Origin of the sequence: Synechococcus sp. MU1643 (assembly GCF_020514095.1) — a bacterium.
In the GTDB taxonomy this organism is placed as follows: domain Bacteria; phylum Cyanobacteriota; class Cyanobacteriia; order PCC-6307; family Cyanobiaceae; genus Parasynechococcus.
Genome location: NZ_VTKY01000001.1, coordinates 264,718 through 282,132, shown reverse-complemented (window position 1 = coordinate 282,132; position 17,415 = coordinate 264,718). Strand labels below are relative to the sequence as shown.

General features: G+C 56.7%; 16 protein-coding genes, 1 pseudogene and 1 riboswitch. Of the genes and pseudogenes, 7 read left to right on the top strand and 10 right to left on the bottom strand.

The genetic code is table 11. The annotated features are described in order from the left end of the window. The first annotated feature begins 481 nt into the window (after nt 1-481). From rpmG to FZX09_RS01655, 4 genes and pseudogenes are all read left to right on the top strand, one after another. A pseudogene (gene rpmG / locus FZX09_RS01670) lies at nt 482-645 on the top strand (50S ribosomal protein L33). Between the two features lie 325 nt (nt 646-970). Further along, complete coding sequence (locus FZX09_RS01665) at nt 971-1,192, top strand: hypothetical protein (RefSeq protein ID WP_226399383.1); 222 nt, start codon at nt 971-973, stop codon at nt 1,190-1,192. 912 nt (nt 1,193-2,104) lie between these two features. Continuing rightward, nucleotides 2,105-2,803 carry a histidine phosphatase family protein gene (locus FZX09_RS01660; RefSeq protein ID WP_226399381.1) on the top strand — a complete coding sequence of 233 codons (699 nt, stop codon included), beginning with the start codon at nt 2,105-2,107 and terminating at the stop codon, nt 2,801-2,803. A 557-nt stretch (nt 2,804-3,360) separates the two neighbouring features. Continuing rightward, nucleotides 3,361-4,398: a chlorophyll a/b binding light-harvesting protein gene (locus FZX09_RS01655; protein WP_226399379.1), complete on the top strand. Its 1,038-nt coding sequence runs from the start codon at nt 3,361-3,363 to the stop codon at nt 4,396-4,398. 184 nt (nt 4,399-4,582) lie between these two features. Here the strand turns inward: FZX09_RS01655 and FZX09_RS01650 are convergent, their stop codons facing one another. The 9 genes from FZX09_RS01650 to FZX09_RS01610 all read right to left on the bottom strand — a co-directional run bounded on the left by FZX09_RS01650 (nt 4,583) and on the right by FZX09_RS01610 (nt 13,322). Further along, on the bottom strand, nt 4,583-6,148 hold the full coding sequence (locus FZX09_RS01650) for an iron uptake porin (protein WP_226399377.1): 1,566 nt from the start codon (nt 6,146-6,148) through the stop codon (nt 4,583-4,585). 78 nt (nt 6,149-6,226) lie between these two features. Continuing rightward, complete coding sequence (locus FZX09_RS01645; RefSeq protein WP_226399376.1) at nt 6,227-6,859, bottom strand: HupE/UreJ family protein; 633 nt, start codon at nt 6,857-6,859, stop codon at nt 6,227-6,229. A 7-nt stretch (nt 6,860-6,866) separates the two neighbouring features. After that, nucleotides 6,867-7,016: riboswitch (cobalamin riboswitch) on the bottom strand. A gap of 27 nt (nt 7,017-7,043) precedes the next feature. Then, nucleotides 7,044-7,295: a hypothetical protein gene (locus tag FZX09_RS01640; RefSeq protein ID WP_226399375.1), complete on the bottom strand. Its 252-nt coding sequence runs from the start codon at nt 7,293-7,295 to the stop codon at nt 7,044-7,046. Further along, entirely contained in the window at nt 7,292-7,600 is a 309-nt protein-coding gene (locus tag FZX09_RS01635; protein ID WP_226399374.1) for a hypothetical protein, read from the bottom strand. The genes FZX09_RS01640 and FZX09_RS01635 overlap by 4 nt, the downstream gene beginning before the upstream one ends. Nucleotides 7,601-7,634: 34 nt before the next feature. Further along, the gene (locus FZX09_RS01630; RefSeq protein ID WP_226399373.1) at nt 7,635-8,339 is read right to left on the bottom strand and encodes a 16S rRNA (uracil(1498)-N(3))-methyltransferase; all 705 of its coding nucleotides are present in this window, start codon (nt 8,337-8,339) and stop codon (nt 7,635-7,637) included. Between the two features lie 81 nt (nt 8,340-8,420). After that, the gene (locus FZX09_RS01625) at nt 8,421-8,726 is read right to left on the bottom strand and encodes a hypothetical protein (protein ID WP_226399372.1); all 306 of its coding nucleotides are present in this window, start codon (nt 8,724-8,726) and stop codon (nt 8,421-8,423) included. A 131-nt stretch (nt 8,727-8,857) separates the two neighbouring features. Further along, nucleotides 8,858-9,142: a hypothetical protein gene (locus FZX09_RS01620; protein ID WP_226399371.1), complete on the bottom strand. Its 285-nt coding sequence runs from the start codon at nt 9,140-9,142 to the stop codon at nt 8,858-8,860. A 25-nt stretch (nt 9,143-9,167) separates the two neighbouring features. Further along, entirely contained in the window at nt 9,168-12,803 is a 3,636-nt protein-coding gene (locus tag FZX09_RS01615; protein WP_226399370.1) for a hydantoinase B/oxoprolinase family protein, read from the bottom strand. Between the two features lie 42 nt (nt 12,804-12,845). Beyond that, a complete protein-coding gene (locus FZX09_RS01610; RefSeq protein WP_226399369.1) occupies nt 12,846-13,322 on the bottom strand; it encodes a hypothetical protein in 477 nt (158 codons plus the stop codon). A 164-nt stretch (nt 13,323-13,486) separates the two neighbouring features. Between FZX09_RS01610 and FZX09_RS01605 the strand changes: the two genes are divergently transcribed. Genes FZX09_RS01605 through FZX09_RS01595 form a run of 3 tightly spaced genes read left to right on the top strand, consistent with a single transcriptional unit; the run spans nt 13,487 to nt 16,429 of the window. Continuing rightward, on the top strand, nt 13,487-14,443 hold the full coding sequence (locus FZX09_RS01605; RefSeq protein WP_226399368.1) for a permease: 957 nt from the start codon (nt 13,487-13,489) through the stop codon (nt 14,441-14,443). A gap of 13 nt (nt 14,444-14,456) precedes the next feature. After that, entirely contained in the window at nt 14,457-15,110 is a 654-nt protein-coding gene (locus tag FZX09_RS01600; protein WP_226399366.1) for a TIGR03943 family protein, read from the top strand. After that, on the top strand, nt 15,107-16,429 hold the full coding sequence (locus tag FZX09_RS01595) for a hypothetical protein (RefSeq protein WP_226399364.1): 1,323 nt from the start codon (nt 15,107-15,109) through the stop codon (nt 16,427-16,429). Before FZX09_RS01600 ends, FZX09_RS01595 begins: the two co-directional genes overlap by 4 nt. 82 nt (nt 16,430-16,511) lie before the next feature. Here FZX09_RS01595 and FZX09_RS01590 read toward each other — a convergent pair whose 3' ends face one another. Next, nucleotides 16,512-17,414 (bottom strand): hypothetical protein, encoded by a 903-nt coding sequence (locus tag FZX09_RS01590; protein ID WP_226399362.1) that lies wholly within the window; start codon nt 17,412-17,414, stop codon nt 16,512-16,514. Between the last annotated feature and the right edge of the window lies 1 nt (nt 17,415).

Here is a 17,415-nt window from a genome sequence, read left to right as displayed (position 1 = left end):
CCATTGGGCGCTGATAACACCACTGACTCCCTTCTGAAGATGCGGGGAGTCATATCAGCGTAACTTTAATACAAAAAAATTGCCAAATCTGATTTGACGCAGGCACTGACATTATCTGGAGTGACCCATGAAATGGATTGAAACTACTCAGTGAAATTCACTCGTAACATCTGCTTAAAGGATTTTATCCAGAGCCATTTCACGCTGGTCACAACACTGACTCCTCTCAAATGACTTGACAGGGCGAGAGACCAAGGGCACAGAGGAGAAGAAAACCAATCATCGATTCATTTGATGGCTGAGGATAGATGGTTTGTACTCGCGCTCTGAGAAAATCAGTCAGAATGAAATGGAGGGGTTCCTGCGAGGCACCTTCATCCGATGGCTTATCCGGGTCATCGCGCTGGGGTTACAACTGACTCCTCTGCTCAACTAGAGGAGTCAGTCCAGTTACTTATTCCCAGAATTGCATTGAATTATTATGGCCAAAAGCAAAGGCGTACGCGTCGTTGTCACACTCGAATGCACCGAATGCAGAACAGCGACCGCTGCTGAAAACGCAGACCTGGGGTCTCCCGCTATACAACAACAAAAAACCGAAGAAACAATCCAGAAAGGCTCGAATTGATGAAATTCTGCCCTTAACTCAACAGGATATTTCTTCATCGCGAAATAATATAGGTGACAAAGAAAAAAGGATCATTAGAAATACCAGAATCATCAATCAAGCCCTGTTCATATTGGAATCAAGAGATCCAATACTTTTACCAAATAAAGATAATCATCTCTTGACAAACGAGTCTAATTCATTAACACGAATAGCTGACTGCCAGATAGGGCTCAAAGACTGATACGGATTACTGAAGCATTACTAATAAATGCAAATCGATCAATGCAACCATCGATTGGTAGAATTTATAACAGAGCTTAGTCTGGCAGAATCTATACTTCAAGAATCAGCAATCAGATCTTGACCAACATCGAAGCATTCGCACACATTATTGATCTCGCTAATAGAACAAGTGATGCAGCTACTTACGAGTATTTAATGAGGGAGGCGCAGGAAATCATGCGCGACAAAAAGACGGAAGATATTGATTATTGCGATTTTAGGCAACTCGTAATAGAGCGACTTGAGAATCACACACTCAAAGCGAAAGAACAAGGCAGCAAAGAAGTAAAGAACGAATAACATTAATCAACATTGATTTTTTTGAAACTGATAAATACGGCTATAAGCATTCTATATGTACACAGTGAGGGTTGAACATAACAATATTCATCCAAGACATCAATGGCAACAAAAAAACCAAAGGCTTGCGGAGAGTAATAGGCTGCTCATGAAGCGTAAAATTCCAGAAAACTAATTTGGCATCACTACACGGGAGTGCATCAATTAAAACGTGGTACTGCGGCATGTGAAAGACACGGACTTATTCGCAACGCGAAAATTATATTGGGCAGTTCACTCCAGCCGGAGCTGTTCAAACAATGAATCTGACGATGTCAGTTGCATTGGGCGTTATCTGGCTCTTCTTCCCTCCAGGTTCAAGAGCCAGAGTGGCGATTTAACCAAACCAGGACAATTGATTGGTCTTATCTTTGCCCATCAATAACTGGCGTTGATGCTTTCTACTTCTCACCATCAACACAATGTCTCGAAAAACAAGCCGGTTGTCAAAACTTGACGCATCGGTATTAGAAGCGCAAATGCGCTGCGGAACGGAATGGCCGATAGGTCTTGTTGATGCAATTGCAGAAGCCCATCGGACCACAGTTCAAAATGTCATTGAGCGCCAACGTGTATTGAGGTCAACAGAAACACATGATCATAAATTAAACATTTATTTTTGAGATTATTTCAGTTTCTCCATGTCCTTATCAGGATTCAAAACTTCTGCAAGTGGAATTACATCTATTCCATCAACAAACAGCTTGGCTCTACATCTCTACAAAATATTTGGCGAAAAATGACTGGAGGCGAGCAAACTTTAAGATCAAGAAGTAGCAGCCAAAGCCATGCCATCAACTCCTAAAAAAGAAAAGGTGGCAACAAAAACCCAGCTTCGCTGAAAGCAAAGTAAGTATTTCAATCACCAATCTCATGTCTAAGATTCTTATTCCATTGTTTACTGCATTACTATTGAGTGCATGCGGACTCAATAGAGAAACTGGTGCCTCCTCAAATGATGGTCAGGCTGTAACCCCAGCAGATCAAAAAACTAAAAAACTATCCTTTGCTCTGTCTTCAGAACCGAATATTGACAAATCAACGTTGCTTGCTTCGCTCAAGGATGGAGGCTATGTCATTTATTTCCGTCATGCAACTACGGAGAGGGATTATGCAGACCAAGCTGATCCTCTGATGCGCCTTGATGATTGCAGTTCTCAGAGAAAGCTGAGCACTCAGGGCATCAAAGAATCTTACGAAATTGGCATATCATTTGCTTCAAAAGAAATCCCAGTCGGTGAAATTATTGTTAGTGAATATTGCAGGTCTTGGAAAACAGCAAACCACGCATTTGGAGAATGGACCCAAAAAGATTCCCGGTTAAACTTTTTGCCTTATGAGAATTACACCGAAGATCACATTGAACTGATGAAAAAGAATGTCATGCCTTTATTAACGCGCCCACCACTATCAGGAATCAATACAGTCATTGTCGGACATGATGATCCTTTTGAGGCAGTAACAGGAATTTATCCTGAACCACAAGGAATCGCATACATCATTCAGCCCGATGGGGGAAAGAGCTTCAAGCTCATCGCTAGTGTGTTGCCTTCTGAGTGGGCAACACTATGAGCACGACAGCCACTCTGATCCTTTATCATTTGACTTCAAAGATGTTCAGTATTTAACACTCACTTGATGCGCTGCCAACATCCAAGGCCATACAGAATAAGATAATTCTCATGTCGGCCTTGGACGGGTTTCGACAAAAATCAACGTGATCTATCTCTCGTTATTTCGGGAGATAGATTTTTTTATAGATTTGGCGAGAACAAGCCATGTATGACTGAAACGTGGTTTGGCAAATCATGCATACTCATACGTAATCCAGTTGGCACTAAATTAGTGTGGTGGGAATATTTGATACGACATCTGCCATCAATTGGCTGCAATCAAGTACCAAATTGATATTCTTACCAAAGCAAATAATTTTTCATTAGGCAGCTCAAAGAATTCAAACCAGAGAATCAAATGATCCCAATCGATAACTCACAGGATTAAACAAAAAACGTTGCAATCAAATGACTCCTTGACAAGTTAAATATGATTTACGGCTGCAAAGCTATGTAAAAGCAGATTTATTCGACAGAGAGCACTCATTATGTTTCTTGTGTCGCATCTTTCTGAAAATGCAGTCTTACGGAAGTTCGTCAGTCAGTTATGACTGGTGGGCTGGAAATGCAGGAGTCGCGAAGCGCAGCGGTTCTTTCATTGCAGCTCACGCTGCCCATGCAGGTTTAATCATGTTTTGGGCAGGTGCATTCACTTTGTTTGAGTTGGCCCGTTATGACGGAACAATGCCAATGGGAGAACAAGGGCTGATTTTGATTCCACACCTCGCCGGCCTTGGCTTCGGCGTAGGAGAAGGTGGAGTAATCATTGACCAAGAACCCCTTATCGCGATCGCAGCATTCCATCTGGTTTCATCTGCTGTACTTGGAGCAGCTGGAATCTGGCATACGCTTCGAGCGCCTAAGGACCTTTCCGAGGCTGAAGGGCGCGCGCAAAAGTTTCATTTTGAATGGAGTGATGGAAAAAAGCTCACTTTCATCTTGGGTCATCATCTGATTTTTCTCGGCCTGGGAGTCATTGCCTTCGTTGAATGGGCAAAGCGCCATGGAATTTACGACAGCGCCATCGGAGCTGTTCGACGGGTTGAACCAAACATTGACCTCGGGATGGTGTGGGGTTATCAGTCTAATTTTCTCTCCATCAGTAGTCTTGAAGACGTGATGGGTGGTCATGCTGTTTTAGCCTTCATTCTCACGATTGGTGGTGTTTGGCATATCATCTCCAGTCCTTTCGGTCCTTTCAAAAAGGTCTTGATCTACAACGGCGAGTCGATCTTGTCTTACTCGCTTGCAGGTGTAGCTCTAATGGGATTTGTGACAGCCATTTGGTGTGCTCAAAACACAACAATTTATCCCGTTGAGTTGTATGGAGATCCATTGAAATTGAATTTCGCTTTCTCTCCCTACTTCAGCGACGCAACTGCTCTTGAGGGTGGTGCCCACTCAGCCCGGGCTTGGCTGGCCAATACGCATTTCTACCTTGCATTCTTTTTCCTGCAAGGTCATTTTTGGCATGCCTTGCGCGGCATGGGATTTAACTTCAAGCGCGTTTCCGAAGCGCTTGACAACATGGGAAATTCCAAGGTCAGTGCCTGATTGATCTGCCGTTTCTGATGTACCCCTCATCTCATTGAGATGGGGGGTTTCATTTTTTGTTTCGCCATTCAAGCAAATATCCACTTCATCAGCCCTATACATGAACGGTAGGGGGCGCAGGCCAACAAACCGATGACAACAGTCAGCCTCGGTTGACATCGAATCCAATGAAAGGACGCTCAGCTCAGAACATAAATGTCGTCTTGATCAGGCCGCCAAGTTGCTGGAAGCTTGAACCGTCCGGTGTGAGCTCACCCATGGGTCGCGACAGATAGAACAGCGCCGGGGTGACGCTGATGTTGTCGGTCACTTGGAACTGGTACCACCACTCCCAGATGTACTGACCATCAGCAGGGGTGTCACCTCCTCGCATATCGGTCGCAAAAACAGGCTGGCCCACAGCCATTCCGGCGTTGTTCCCCGCCATCAACACATCGTTCCACTCCAGCCCAGCCCTCCAGGACTGACTGGTGCTCACCTGGCCCTTGCGCTGGGTGTCGGATTGATTGATGCCCCAACCGAGCGATAGAGAAGGAAGCCAGCCGCTCTCCAATGGCTGCCAGAAACCACCCAGGGCATAGGCGTTGGTCAAGGCCCGAGCACTGAAGCGATCCCTGACGAAGGGCGAGGCATACACGATCAGGTCTTGACCGTTCTGAACCTTGGAATAGAGGGCAGCAACGCCCCAGTTGTCACCCTCCCAACCCAGCTGCAGCGTGCCGGTGCCCCCCGCCTCGTCGGTGGCGAAACCACCGGAACGGGTGTCGCTTGATGCACCATTGGCCGCCACATAGTTAGCTGACGCGCTGGCTCCGCTTTCCGAGGCCCAGCTGATGCCCAAGCCCGCACCTTTGTTTTTGTTGTAGGCCCCCGGAGCTCCATTCACCGTGAGTACATCGAGAATCGGATCACTGGGATAGACGCTCGGCCAGATCGCGAGCATGTCTTCCTGGCCAACAATCGGGCCGGTGGTGATGGTGATCTCATCCCCCAACGGGAAGGAATAGAAGAGTTTGTCGATCGCCACCAGATTGGGGCGATAACCCGCCTGAAACGCAATTTCCAGTGTGGCCAGACCTGACGGCCCTCCACTGCCGAAGACGTTTCCGTCTCCGTCGAAGTTGCCGCCACGCAACACCGTGGTCAATTGATCCTTGCCGGTGAAGGAGGTCTCCAACCCAAGCTGAAGGTCGTAATTGAACGTGGTGCCGCCCAACGCTTCATTGCTCTCCGAACGCAACCGGGATGCGGAGCCCTTGAAGCGGCTGGCTCCGAACACCCAGGTGGCTTGGCCCTTGAGTTTGGTGGTGGTGGAGAACTGGGTTGCTTCCAGTTCGCCAACGCGGGCCTCGAGGCCGTCAACGCGACCATTGAGGATGGCCAGCTCGGTTTCGAATTCTTTGAGCAGGCGACGCAGCTCGTCGGTCACTTCGGAGATCCGGTCGAGGCAGGCGTTCAGCAGGGCAGCCGCTTCATAGCGGGTGATGGCCCAGTTGCCACGGAAGGTGCCGTTGGGGTAGCCGGCGACGCAGCCGTAGGTCTCCACCAGGTTGGCCAGAGCCTGATGGGCCCAGTCGGTGGGGTCAACGTCGGAGAATTGGGTGACGCTGGTGACCTGATTAAGGCTGTTGCCACTGGAAGTGGCCGCGTAATCAGAAACGCCGTCGATGTTCAGCTCGGCGGCATCGGCGCCGGTGGCCAGAAGGCAAAGGGCGGCGGGAGCCATCAACAGTTGCCGAACAAGCGTCATGCGTCATGGGCGATGTGCCCATGACGCAACATCCCTCTCTTGGCGTCAAGCCATCTGGGCAAGACGCAACAAGGGGTTTCAGTCGATCAGAGCTACCCAGGCAAAGGCCATGCCGATGCCCATCCAGATACCAGCACCAAGCCTTTGCCCCTGGGAGCCGAGGCGCTCCAGCAGGTTCTTGGACCAGTTGCTCACCACCAGCAGCAGTGCGCCTTGGCCGATCAGAAGGCCCAAGAAATAGGTGAACAGGGGGGTGGGTTCTGCTCCAACAATGGTGCTGCCAAGCAGAAAACCATGCAGGGCCACCAGCGGCAGCAACCAACGGGTGGAGGCCACGGTGAGAGCCATCAAACCCTCCGCCACCAGGCTGAGGGAAACCATGGCCTCCGCCCAGGGAGCCACGGCATCCGGCAGGGGGATGAACTGCGACAGAACACTGCCGCCCAGGCCAGCAGCCAGCAGAGGAATCACCCAGGCGCGGGGACGTTGCAGGCCGATGAAGGCGATGGCCAGCAGAAACAGGAGATGGTCAGGACCCAGCAGCGGGTGACCAATGCCACTGAGTAATCCCTGCAGGGGGGTGAGAGCAGCGCTGTCGCCCATGCCAAAGGGATGGTGGGCAAACGCCGGACTGGCCAGGAGAAGAACCGCCAGAAGCGAAGGGCCGGCGATCTGCAGCGGCCTGCGCAGGGCCAGTGGCAAAGAATTCATAAGTCGATCCTCGTCGGTTTGATCTGGCGGGCGTTCTGACTGACGTTGGCGGAGAGCCGACGTTTCACAGCTGCGGGACAGCGGCAGATTTTCACTGCTCTTTCCCCGTTTCCTCCAGCGGCTGTTCCCCGCTGAAACCAGCACTCCACCCTACCGGCGCCTGGCCTTCGCGCCTGATCAACGTTTATTCGGTCTGTGACGATGCATCGGCAAGATCGGTGGTGTGGAAATTCCAGCGATCACCGTCTTCCAGCCAGAGCTCCCAGGCCAGGCGGCGGCCGCTCCGTTTCAATCGCAGCTGGCCGCCAAACCCAGCCGGAGACGGCTGATAGAGCTCGGTGATGTCGTCAACAGGGGCTCCATCCCGGGTGAAGACCTGCTCCACCTGCTCACCAAGCCGGGCCGTCAGGTCGCTGCGCAGCTCATCAACCGTCACGCCTGCTGGCTCGAGAAATCGAGCACCAGATCGCCGACGTCATCACGACTGATCCGAAACCCGAAGCCATCAACGGTTCCGGTCCACAGGCCTGCATCGAGATCCGCCTCGATTCCCTCCAGCTGCTCCACCTTGTGATCGAAGAGCAGGCCGAAGCAATGGGCGGCGACCTGCGCGGCCTGGGACGCATCCATTTCATCCAGTTCGTGGGCTTCCACCGGACACCCATCGAGCAGTTCGGCATCGATGACGTTGCCGGACCCGACGTCCTCCACAAGAGCTTGCAATCCAGCTAGATCGTTCATTGCCGTCGCCGTTGAAGCAACACACGCATCACCATCATCCCTGGGCCAGCGCGGTGGTGAGGGCCGTGTCCACGCTCAAGGTGCGCGATCCCAGATGCACAGGCTGCGCGATCACCGCCTGAGCCAACTCCAGTTCAAACGGCACAAAACCACCCTCCGACCCCACCATCACCACGGCAGCCCCCGGTGGGGTGTCGCGTAACGGAAGAGAGGCCCCCATCTGGGCCATCCAGCAGGGGCGCCCGGCACAAAGCTCCTTGAGCTGGTCTTCAACAAAGGGGCGAAAGCGCCTGTGCTGATGCACCCGGGGCGCCACCGTGTCGCTGGCGCGCTCCATCCCAGCAAGCAGGGCATCGTGCACCTTCTCGGGTGCAAGCAAAGGCGACTGCCAATAGCTCTTTTCAACCCGGGCACTGTTGATCAGATGCAGGTTGGCCACTCCGTATTCGGCCACGGTGCGGAACAGACGGCGCAGCACCTTGGGCCTTGGCAAGGCCAGAACAATATCGAACCGATGGCGGGGCGGCGGTGGCTGGTTGAGGTCCACCTCCAGCACCACGGCATCTGCATCCAGCGCACAGATTCGGCCCTGACCCAGATCGCCATTCAGCTCACCAACCCGGATGCTGTCGCCCACTGCGGTCCCAAGCACCGAACGGATGTGATCCGCCCGCCGATCGATAAGACGAACATTCCGTTCATCCAGCCAATCCGAACGGTTGAGAACAACGATGTTCATGGCTGGATCTCTGGGATCAACAGCACACCACCACCAACAGATCCGTCAGTTCAGCACAACAATTTCCGAAGGCCACAATCCTCAGCAGTGTGCGAACACCCCGGGGATCAACTCCCGCTCAAGGCGCGCCTGAAACTCAGCGTCGGCAGCACGCAGCGCAGCGGGATCATCCTGGAACCAGCAGCCATAGAGAAGATTCAGGATCCGATCAACATCGAGATCTCGATCAGCCACGTCCTGCCAGAGGCGTTGGCTTAATTCAGCATCAGCCAGCTGAAATTGAGCCTGGGCCAGGCGTCGAGCTGCGCCGAAATGGTCTTGTTGCACCTGCCGCGACGGTGAGTCGTACTGAAGCAACCGTCCCTGGATCGTTTGAAGCAAACCCATGCCATCAGCTTTGCTGCATTCAGATTGAATCCGCAAATGCCGTTCGACAATGGGTCGTCATGCTGGTTTTCAAACAGCAGCCCCAAGGCCGTTCAGGACAAAACGATCAAAGGCGCGATCTACAGAAGTAATCAACACTGATCAAATCCCAACAGGATCCTGTCTTGCAAGGCAGCGTGATTCAGGCCAGGACGGTGCAATTGCAGGGCCGGGAGAAGATCGAGCACGAGATTGTTGGCCCGGCGGGATTCAACGCAAACGCCAACGCGATCCCCCAGGGAATGGGCCAGACGGATCTGATCCATCACCAGCTGCAACTGGAACACCTGCTGGTCGAGGCTTTTGGCGTGGGCAGCCCCGCTGAGGCTGCAGCCCAGCAGCACGCCCAACCACCAAACCTGTGATCGCATCGGCATCACACCACCAGAAGGCATCTCCCCCTCAACGTCCCATGCCGCCTCCCCCTGGGGTGAGCATGCGAATGGCCTCGCCCGCTTGGAGCTCAAGCTGCACGGCACCGGGCAAGGGATGGGCCACACCCTCACGGTCCAGCAGCATGTTCTGGCCACAAGCACCACTGGCCCCGCCGTTGAGGCCGATCGGGGCCACCTGCCGCGAGCCACTGATCAACGAGACACTCATTGGCTCGAGGAAACGGATCGTGCGCTCCAACCCGTCGCCCCCAGGCCATCGGCCCTGGCCGCCACTGCCAGAACGCACCGCGAAGGATTCCAACCGCACCGGATAACGGCTCTCCAGCACCTCGGGATCCGTCAGCCTCGAGTTGGTCATGTGCGACTGCAGCCCCACCGATCCGGCAAAGCCCTCACCAGCGCCGCCACCACCCGCCACCGTTTCGTAGTACTGACAGCGGCCATTTCCGAAGCTGACGTTGTTCATCGTTCCCTGTCCGGCCGCCTGGGCACCGAAAGCAACGAACAGCAGATTGCAGAGAGCCTGAGACACCTCGACGTTGCCGGCCACCACAGCGGCGGGGGGCCGCGGATTCAACAAACAGCCCGCTGGCACCACCAGATCGAGAGGCGCGAAACAGCCCTCGTTTAAGGGGATGTCGCTGTCGAGAAGACAACGGATCACGTAGAGCACGGCCGCCCGCGTCACCGCCAAGGGGGCATTGAAATTGCCCGGCCGTTGCGGCGATGTTCCGCTGAAATCCAAACGCAAGCGTTGGCGTTGCGGGTCGAGGCACAGCTGCACCACCAGGCAGGAGCCGTCATCCAGCGCCAACTGATGCCGGGCGTCCGGTAAGCGCAACAGCAGCCGCTGAACACTGCGGGCTGAATCCTTCTGCAGCAGGGTCATATGCCGTTGCACCAGGGTCTGCCCCTCCCTCTCCACGAGAGATTGCATCGCCACAATCCCCGCCTGATTGGCCGCCACCTGCGCCTGCAGGTCGGCCAGCAGTTCCGGAGGGTTGCGGGGGGGCGTCGCCATGCCGCTCCACACCGCTTCCAAATCAGCGGCGAGAACCCGGCCCTGGCGCACGAACAGCTGGTTGCGCAGCAGCAGGCCCTCATCGGCAATGGTGCGACTGAAGGACGGCATCGACCCAGGAGCGATGCCACCCACATCGGCGTGATGGCCACGGCTGGCTACAAAGAAACTGGGATGATTGCCGTTGCAGAACACCGGCGAGATGGCGGTGATGTCGGGCAAGTGAGTGCCGCCATGAAAAGGGTCGTTGCTGAGCAGCGTGTCGCCGGGCTGCAGCGATGCGACATCACCGGTCGCCACCTGGGCCAGCAGGTCGCGCACGGTGTCGCCCATCGATCCGAGGTGCACCGGAATGTGGGGGGCATTGGCCACCAGGGCACCCGAGGCATCGAACAACGCACATGAGAAATCCAGGCGCTCGCGGATGTTCACGGAGCGACTGCTCTGCCGCAGCTGTTCCCCCATCTGTTCAGCGATCGCCATGAAGCGGTGGCGAAACAGTTCCGCCTGCAACGGGTCGTGGGCATCAGCCTGTGCCAGCACAGGTGATCCGACCGCGGGTTGCCGACGCTCCAGCAACAGCGTGCCCTCCTCAGCCACCCGGGCCTGCCAGCCCGGCTCCAGCACCGTGCAGCCAGTGGCTTCAGCGATCAGGGCAGGGCCTTCAATCCGCTGATTCAGCCGCAGGGCACTGCGGTCCAGCAACGGAACCTGCATCCAACCGCTCGACTCCAGGTGCATCGACACCTTCGAGGATGTCTCCACCCCTAGCGATGGTTCGGCCATCTCAGCTGTGGCTGTGGCATCGAACTGTTGGGGTGCTGTGACCTCAACATTGAGCTGTTCGACTAGTAGGGCCTGATCGGCATCAATGCAGTAGCCGTAGCGTTGCTGATGGCTCGCCTGGAAAGCCGAGATCACGGCATCAACGCCTTGCTCAGCGAACCAGGGAAGCACCAGGGTCTGCTCGGCAGAGGGATAACGCAGGGCCAAGCTGACCCAAACCTCCGGCGCATCATCGTTGGTGTCGGTGCCATCCCCCTGGCGACGCAAGGTCTCCTGCGCTTCACACGTCAGCTGCACAACTTGATCGGGAAGAGCCGCCAACAGATCAGGCGAGAGGGCAGCACCGAGATGCACCTGCCGCCGGCAGCGCTGGCGGGCCTGGCCCATGCCAAAGGCGGAGAGGACTCCGGCCATGGGATGCAACAGCACCGTATTCAGCCCCAGTTCATCCGCCAGGCGACAGGCGTGCTGACCACCAGCCCCTCCGTAGGCCAACAAAACCCCGCCGCGAATGTCCTCACCGCGATGCAGCGACACCCGGCGAATCGCAGCGGCCATGGTTTCCACCGCCAGTTGCAACGCCCCACATGCCACCCGCTCCGGGGTCTGGCCTAGCGCTGCCGCGAGATTGGCGAAGCGATACCGCACCACCTCCACATCCGGTAGCAGATCCCCGGACAGGCCGAACACCGCCGGGAAGCAGTCCACCTGAAGCCTCCCCAGCAGCAGGTTGGCGTCGGTGACGGTGAGCGGTCCGCCGGCCCGATAACAGGCCGGCCCCGGTTGCGCTCCGGCGGAGCGGGGCCCCACCCGCAGCCGCTCCCCCTGCAGCTCCAGCACCGATCCGCCTCCGGCCGCCACGGTTTCAATCGGCAGACGTGGGGCCAGCAACTGCAAGCCGGCGATCTCGGTCTGCTCCTTCACTTGCCGCAAGGCCTGCGCATCGGCGGAAGCCACACAGAACACATCCGTCGACGTGCCGCCCATGTCAAAACCAAGCACCGGTACCCCGTCAAAGCCGGCCATCCGCGCCGCTGCTATCGCCCCGACCATCCCGGCCGCTGGCCCCGAAAGGATGGTGTCTTTCGCTTGCAGTCTGTCTGGAGCCTGCAACGCTCCGCTGGAGGTCATCACCCGCAGTGGTGTGGCGGCGCCGAGCGCCCCTTGCACCTGCTGCAGGTAGCCATCCAGCACCGGATGCACAGCCCCCTCAACCAACGCCGTCTGCCCGCGCGGCACCAACCGGGGCATCACGCTCACCTGGTGGGAGCAGACCACGGTGCGAAAGCCAAGCTCCCGCAACAATGCGGCGCAGCGCTGCTCATGGGCTGCGTTGCGTTGGGCATGCAATAACGCGACCACGGCAACATCCAGGCCGGAACGGCGCAGCTCCTCGAGACGCGACTGCAGCGGCTGATCCAGTACCAAGGGCTCCACCTCCTCACCCTGGGCATCGAGCCGACCGGCCAGCTCCAGCACCGTTTGCGCCAGGAAGGGGCGCTGGGGCTGCTCAAGCGCGAACAGATCGTCACGATGTTGATCGCCGATCCACAGCTGATCCCTCAGCCCGGCATTGGTTAGCAACAGCAATGGCGCACCAGCCCCCTCGAGCAACGCATTGGTGGCCACGGTGGTGCCAATGCGCACATCGTCGACGTCCCCCAACTCCATGGGTGGAGAAGCCGACGCCAACATCGCTTCCATGACCGAGACCGCAGGGTCTCCAGCACCGGCCTGCTCCGAGAGCACCTTGCGCACGTGCAGCCGCCCTTCTGGATCGCAACCGATCAGATCGGTGAAGGTGCCACCGCGATCAATCCAGAAGCACCACCCCATCGCAAGGCGACTGACGACTGGAATCCACCTTGCCGCGCCGACTCAACGACGGGCCAGGGCGTACTGATCCCTCCACAGGATCGCCTCCACAGGGAGCACCTCCCAGGGCTGAGGAAGCTGAAGACCAGCATGAACCGCACGGTGCCGGTGCTCACTGATCCAGAGCAGAGAGCCCACAACCCAGTTAGGAAGGTTGGCTAGGAGCCGGGCCTCGAATTCCTGGTCCGTCTCGTGCTCGTCGTAAAGCAGCACCGTCATCACCTCACGGTCATCCATGGTCCAGCGGACCAGCCAGGTGAGCAGTGGCTCTGGAATCAGCGACTCCCGAAGATCGAAATTTTCCTGAATGGCATGCGCCATCTCGTGGCGCAGCACCCGTTCGAGGTCCTGATCAGCACGATGAACGTTGTCATGGCAGAGCTCAATCAGATTCGTGCCCGTGATGTAGCCACCCATCAGGCCCGGTTGATCGCGGCAGTCACGGGGACTGTCGACAACACTCGCACCGGACAACGCCAAGAAAACAGATAAGCCGAGGTCCCACATCCTTTACCTCCTTAAACATCCCTTAAGGATCCAAGCATTGATCTTGTGCGTCTCAAGATCCACTCAACAAAGCGTTTCCTGTCTTTCCATTCACAGCACAAACTGAGAACGTTGAAAGGCAACTGCCGCCCGAACGCTTGGACAAGCCCGCCACGGCCTGGGCGATCTTTCAGGGGTTGCTGCTGGAAGCCGTTCCGTTTCTGCTGCTCGGCGTTGCCATAGCAGGGCTGGCCCGATGGGCGGTGCCCCCGGGTGCCTGGATTGAACGGCTCCCCAAGAATCCTGTGCTGGCTCCGATCATCGGGGCCCTGATGGGTTTTGCCCTCCCGGCCTGCGAATGCGGCAACGTTCCCGTCGCCCGCCGTCTGCTGGCCAGCGGGGCACCGATGGGCACGGCCTTCGGCTTTCTGTTTGCAGCCCCGGTGCTGAATCCCATCGTGCTTGCCAGCACTTGGGCCGCGTTTCCTAATCAGCCCTGGTTGCTGGTGGCCCGCCCATTGGGGGCCTTTCTGCTGGCGATCCTGCTGAGTCTGTTGCTGGTGCAACTGCCCGAGACGCAGCTCCTGGCAACAGCGCTTCTGGAGGAGCGCCGCATGAGCCAGCCCCTCAGCAACCTGGGGCTACTGCAGCGCAGCAGTGGTGTGATCGGCGGATCACCCAGCCCTCCCCGATCCGTGAGCGGCAGGCGCCTGAAGGTCTGGCAGGTGCTGGACCAGAGCTGCCGCGAATTTCTCGATCTTCTGGCACTACTGGTGCTGGGGTGCGTGATTGCGGCCCTAGTGCAGACCTGGCTGCCGCGCAGTTGGCTGTTGGCCGTAGGGGGCGCGCCGACGGCATCGATCCTGGCCTTGATGCTGCTGGCCGTGGTGGTGTCGGTCTGCTCCAGCGTGGATGCCTTTCTTGCGCTGGGGTTTGCCGCTCAGATCACCCCAGGGGCCCTGCTGGCCTTCCTCTTGCTGGGGCCCGTTGTGGATCTCAAACTCGCAGGCCTGTTCACCGTGCTGATGCGGCCAAGGGCGATCCTGATCACGGCGGTCGGTGCCAGTCTTGGCGTGCTGCTGATCGGTCAGTGGATCAACCTGTGGCTGCTGTGAGGGGCCGGTCGTGTTGAAGCGCGGAACCCTGCTGCTGCTCTGGGGCCTGACGCTGTTGTGGAGCTTCCACAGCGGTCGGCTCGATCTGCTGCTGCGGGGGGGTTTCCATGGCCTGGTGGGGGTCACCGGCCTGGTCTTGCTGATGCTGGGCGTGGCCCTTCTGCTGAAAAGAGAGAAACAAAACGAGGGCTGGCGCTGGCCCTGGCTGCTCAGCGGCATGATGGCTGCGCTGGTGCTGATACTTCCGCCGAGCCCCTCCTTCAGCGATCTGGCCAGCAACCGCCCCCAGGGCCTGCCCGATCCACCGGAATTGGCCTTTGTTCTACCCCCCGAACAACGCAGCCTCACGGAATGGGTACGCTTGCTGCGCAGCCAGCCCGACCCTGATCTTGTGGCCGGCAATCCTGTGCGCATCAGCGGTTTTGTCTGGAGGCAACCCCAGGGCCCGCCGCTGATCGCCCGGCTCACGGTGCGCTGTTGCCTGGCCGACGCCACGCCCGCTGGCCTGGCGGTGGAGTGGCCGGAGTCGTTCAGCCCCAAAACCAACCAGTGGTTGGCCATCGAGGGAATGATGAGCGTGCAAACACGCAACGAACGGCGCATCCCCGTCGTGATCCCCCAAAACATCACGCCAATTGCCAGGCCCAAGCGCCCCCTGGAACCATGACGCGGCGGTTCTTGCTGCTGATGCTGATGGCCTGCGCCGCTGTTCTGGCGCAGCAACAACTGCTGTTACGACAGCCTCCCCGGATGCTGCGCCTGGTGCCCCAGCAGGTGCAAAGCGGCAGCGCAGCTCTGGATCTGCAGTTCAGTCGCCCGATGGATCGCCCCCGGGTCAGCGAGGCCACCCGAATCACTCCGGCCGTGCCCCATCAGTGGCTTGGGGAGACGACACCACTGCGGATGGTGATCGATGCGGATGTAATGCTCACGGGTCCGCTCGAGCTATCGATCACAGGGGCGGACCAACGCGGTCTGCAGCTGGAGCCGCAGCAATGGTGGTGGGACCCGAGACCCTGGCTCATCGCGACGCGCCCCGTGCCGGGAGGCGAGCAGGTTCAACTGCAGGCGCGATCGGGAAAGTGGATGCCGATCAGTCGGGTCTGGCCCGCAATCCCCAGCGTCGTGCCCCTGGGAAATGGTCGAGGTATTGCGCTGGTGGGAAGCGATCAGAACGGCACCGAACAAGTCTGGTGGGACCAACTGACGCCCATGAGCACCGCCAAAAGCCTGGCGGCATTGGGGCCGCCGACGCTGAGCCGCACGGAACCGCTGTTGAAAGGGGAGGTGCTCTTCGCCCATCTCAGCAGTAATCTCAACGGTGATCTGCTGGTACAGAGCGGTGGCTTCCAGCCAGGCAGCGACAAGGCCCTTTTGCTACAGGCCGATGGCAAACGGAAGGCTCTTGATCTGAAACCATCCGGGCCGATGCAGTTGCTGCCGGCTGGAGGAGGCGTGGTGATGCCCACCTACAACGGCCTGAGCCTCCGCCCCCTGCAAGCAACTGAGCAAAAGCCGCAGATGCTGCCGGGGAGCAGGGAGGTGGGGGCCTTCTGCGGTGCCTCAGGACGGGCCGTGCTGATCCGGCACTGGCCGGATTACAGGCGCTCGATCGAGCTAGTGGTTCCTGGGCAAGCGCCGAAGCAATTGCACCTCGGTGATCAGGCGGTGCTGGGGGTCGCCTGCAATAACCGCGGTACACAAATCTGGGCCGTGCTGGGGCGCTGGAAGCAGCAACGGGGCAATCACGAACTGGTGCTTTTCAGCGACGCGGGAGAGGTGACAAAACGTAGGGCCCTGGAGCCATGGACGCTCAAGGCGGGCAGCCCCATCCAGTGGAACCCTGTGACCAACCAGCTGTTGATGACGCTGACGCGACCGAACCGAACCCATGCCCGAGCTGGCCTGATCGATGGCGACAGCTTGAAGCTCATCAAGGTGATCAACACGCCTGTTAGTGAAGCGCAGTGGCTTTCTGCAGGCTGAACAACAGCCCCTGATCACCGTCAAAAGCAAAACAATAAAAAACCTCTCCGATACAACCGGAGAGGCCAAAGTTGCAATCAACTCACAACTTATAGGTAATACCAGTACCTACATGGTGCTGGTAGCCATCTCCCCAGCCTTCAACATCCTCCCATGTATACACAACCTTCCAATGCGCAAAGAAATCAACTTTGTCGCTGACAGGCCTTGATATCATTATCTCACCAGCAAAATCAGTTCGCGAATCTAGATCACTTGCGTAGCTTCCTGGGGTGTAAAAACGAGGACCTGCTTCTATCTGAAAAGATGTTTCACCATAATTAAAGCTAACTCCAACGCGGGGATCTGTATAGTTCCCAATATAAACACCATCTACGCCCCAACCTTGTCGATGATCTACTGAAAGATAAGTTCCATCAATCAAATCAGACAAGGAATCCCCTAGACCAAAATCAACATCGCCATCTCCAAAAGCATAATTCACTTTGGCACCCAACTCATTCTTAACACCTTTTGACTCAAACTTTTCCCATTCATTTTCGTCAGCATGGAATTCCAACTCATCACTTGTGACAATGTATGGATTCCAATATGCCTGAATATTGAACCTATCTGAGTGTTTGTATCTAGCCTCTAAGAAAGCCTTGAAATCAACTCTTTCACGAGTTGGATGACCTTCGCTTTCCTCGTGCTCGTGCCCCTCTTCCTCTGCGTGCGCATGGATTTCTCCATAAAAATGCTCTGCGCCACCTCTGGTCAAAGTTGGCCCTACGAAAGCAGCCAAAGAAAATTGCTTTCCATCGCCAAGGCCCCAAGCAAATTCGCCGCCAATCAAAAAGTCAGCCGCATAATGCTTTTCTGGATTTTCAAGATTATCGTCAAATCCAGCATGCCCCTCAACTGTAATAAGGGGAGTGAAATCGAATTCACCAGCCTTCAATTCGGCACCACCTCCATGTGAACCGTGCGCATGAACTGGAGCCATG

Coding starts and splice junctions, on each gene's coding strand:
- FZX09_RS01625 (WP_226399372.1), bottom strand. CDS start 8,726: ATGGGTTTGCTTCAAACGATCCAGGGACGGTTGCTTCAGTACGACTCA.
- FZX09_RS01595 (WP_226399364.1), top strand. CDS start 15,107: ATGACGCGGCGGTTCTTGCTGCTGATGCTGATGGCCTGCGCCGCTGTT.
- FZX09_RS01655 (WP_226399379.1), top strand. CDS start 3,361: ATGCAGTCTTACGGAAGTTCGTCAGTCAGTTATGACTGGTGGGCTGGA.
- FZX09_RS01660 (WP_226399381.1), top strand. CDS start 2,105: ATGTCTAAGATTCTTATTCCATTGTTTACTGCATTACTATTGAGTGCA.
- FZX09_RS01650 (WP_226399377.1), bottom strand. CDS start 6,148: ATGACGCTTGTTCGGCAACTGTTGATGGCTCCCGCCGCCCTTTGCCTT.
- FZX09_RS01635 (WP_226399374.1), bottom strand. CDS start 7,600: ATGAACGATCTAGCTGGATTGCAAGCTCTTGTGGAGGACGTCGGGTCC.
- FZX09_RS01590 (WP_226399362.1), bottom strand. CDS start 17,414: ATGGCTCCAGTTCATGCGCACGGTTCACATGGAGGTGGTGCCGAATTG.
- FZX09_RS01645 (WP_226399376.1), bottom strand. CDS start 6,859: ATGAATTCTTTGCCACTGGCCCTGCGCAGGCCGCTGCAGATCGCCGGC.
- FZX09_RS01620 (WP_226399371.1), bottom strand. CDS start 9,142: ATGCCGATGCGATCACAGGTTTGGTGGTTGGGCGTGCTGCTGGGCTGC.
- FZX09_RS01615 (WP_226399370.1), bottom strand. CDS start 12,803: ATGGGGTGGTGCTTCTGGATTGATCGCGGTGGCACCTTCACCGATCTG.
- FZX09_RS01630 (WP_226399373.1), bottom strand. CDS start 8,339: ATGAACATCGTTGTTCTCAACCGTTCGGATTGGCTGGATGAACGGAAT.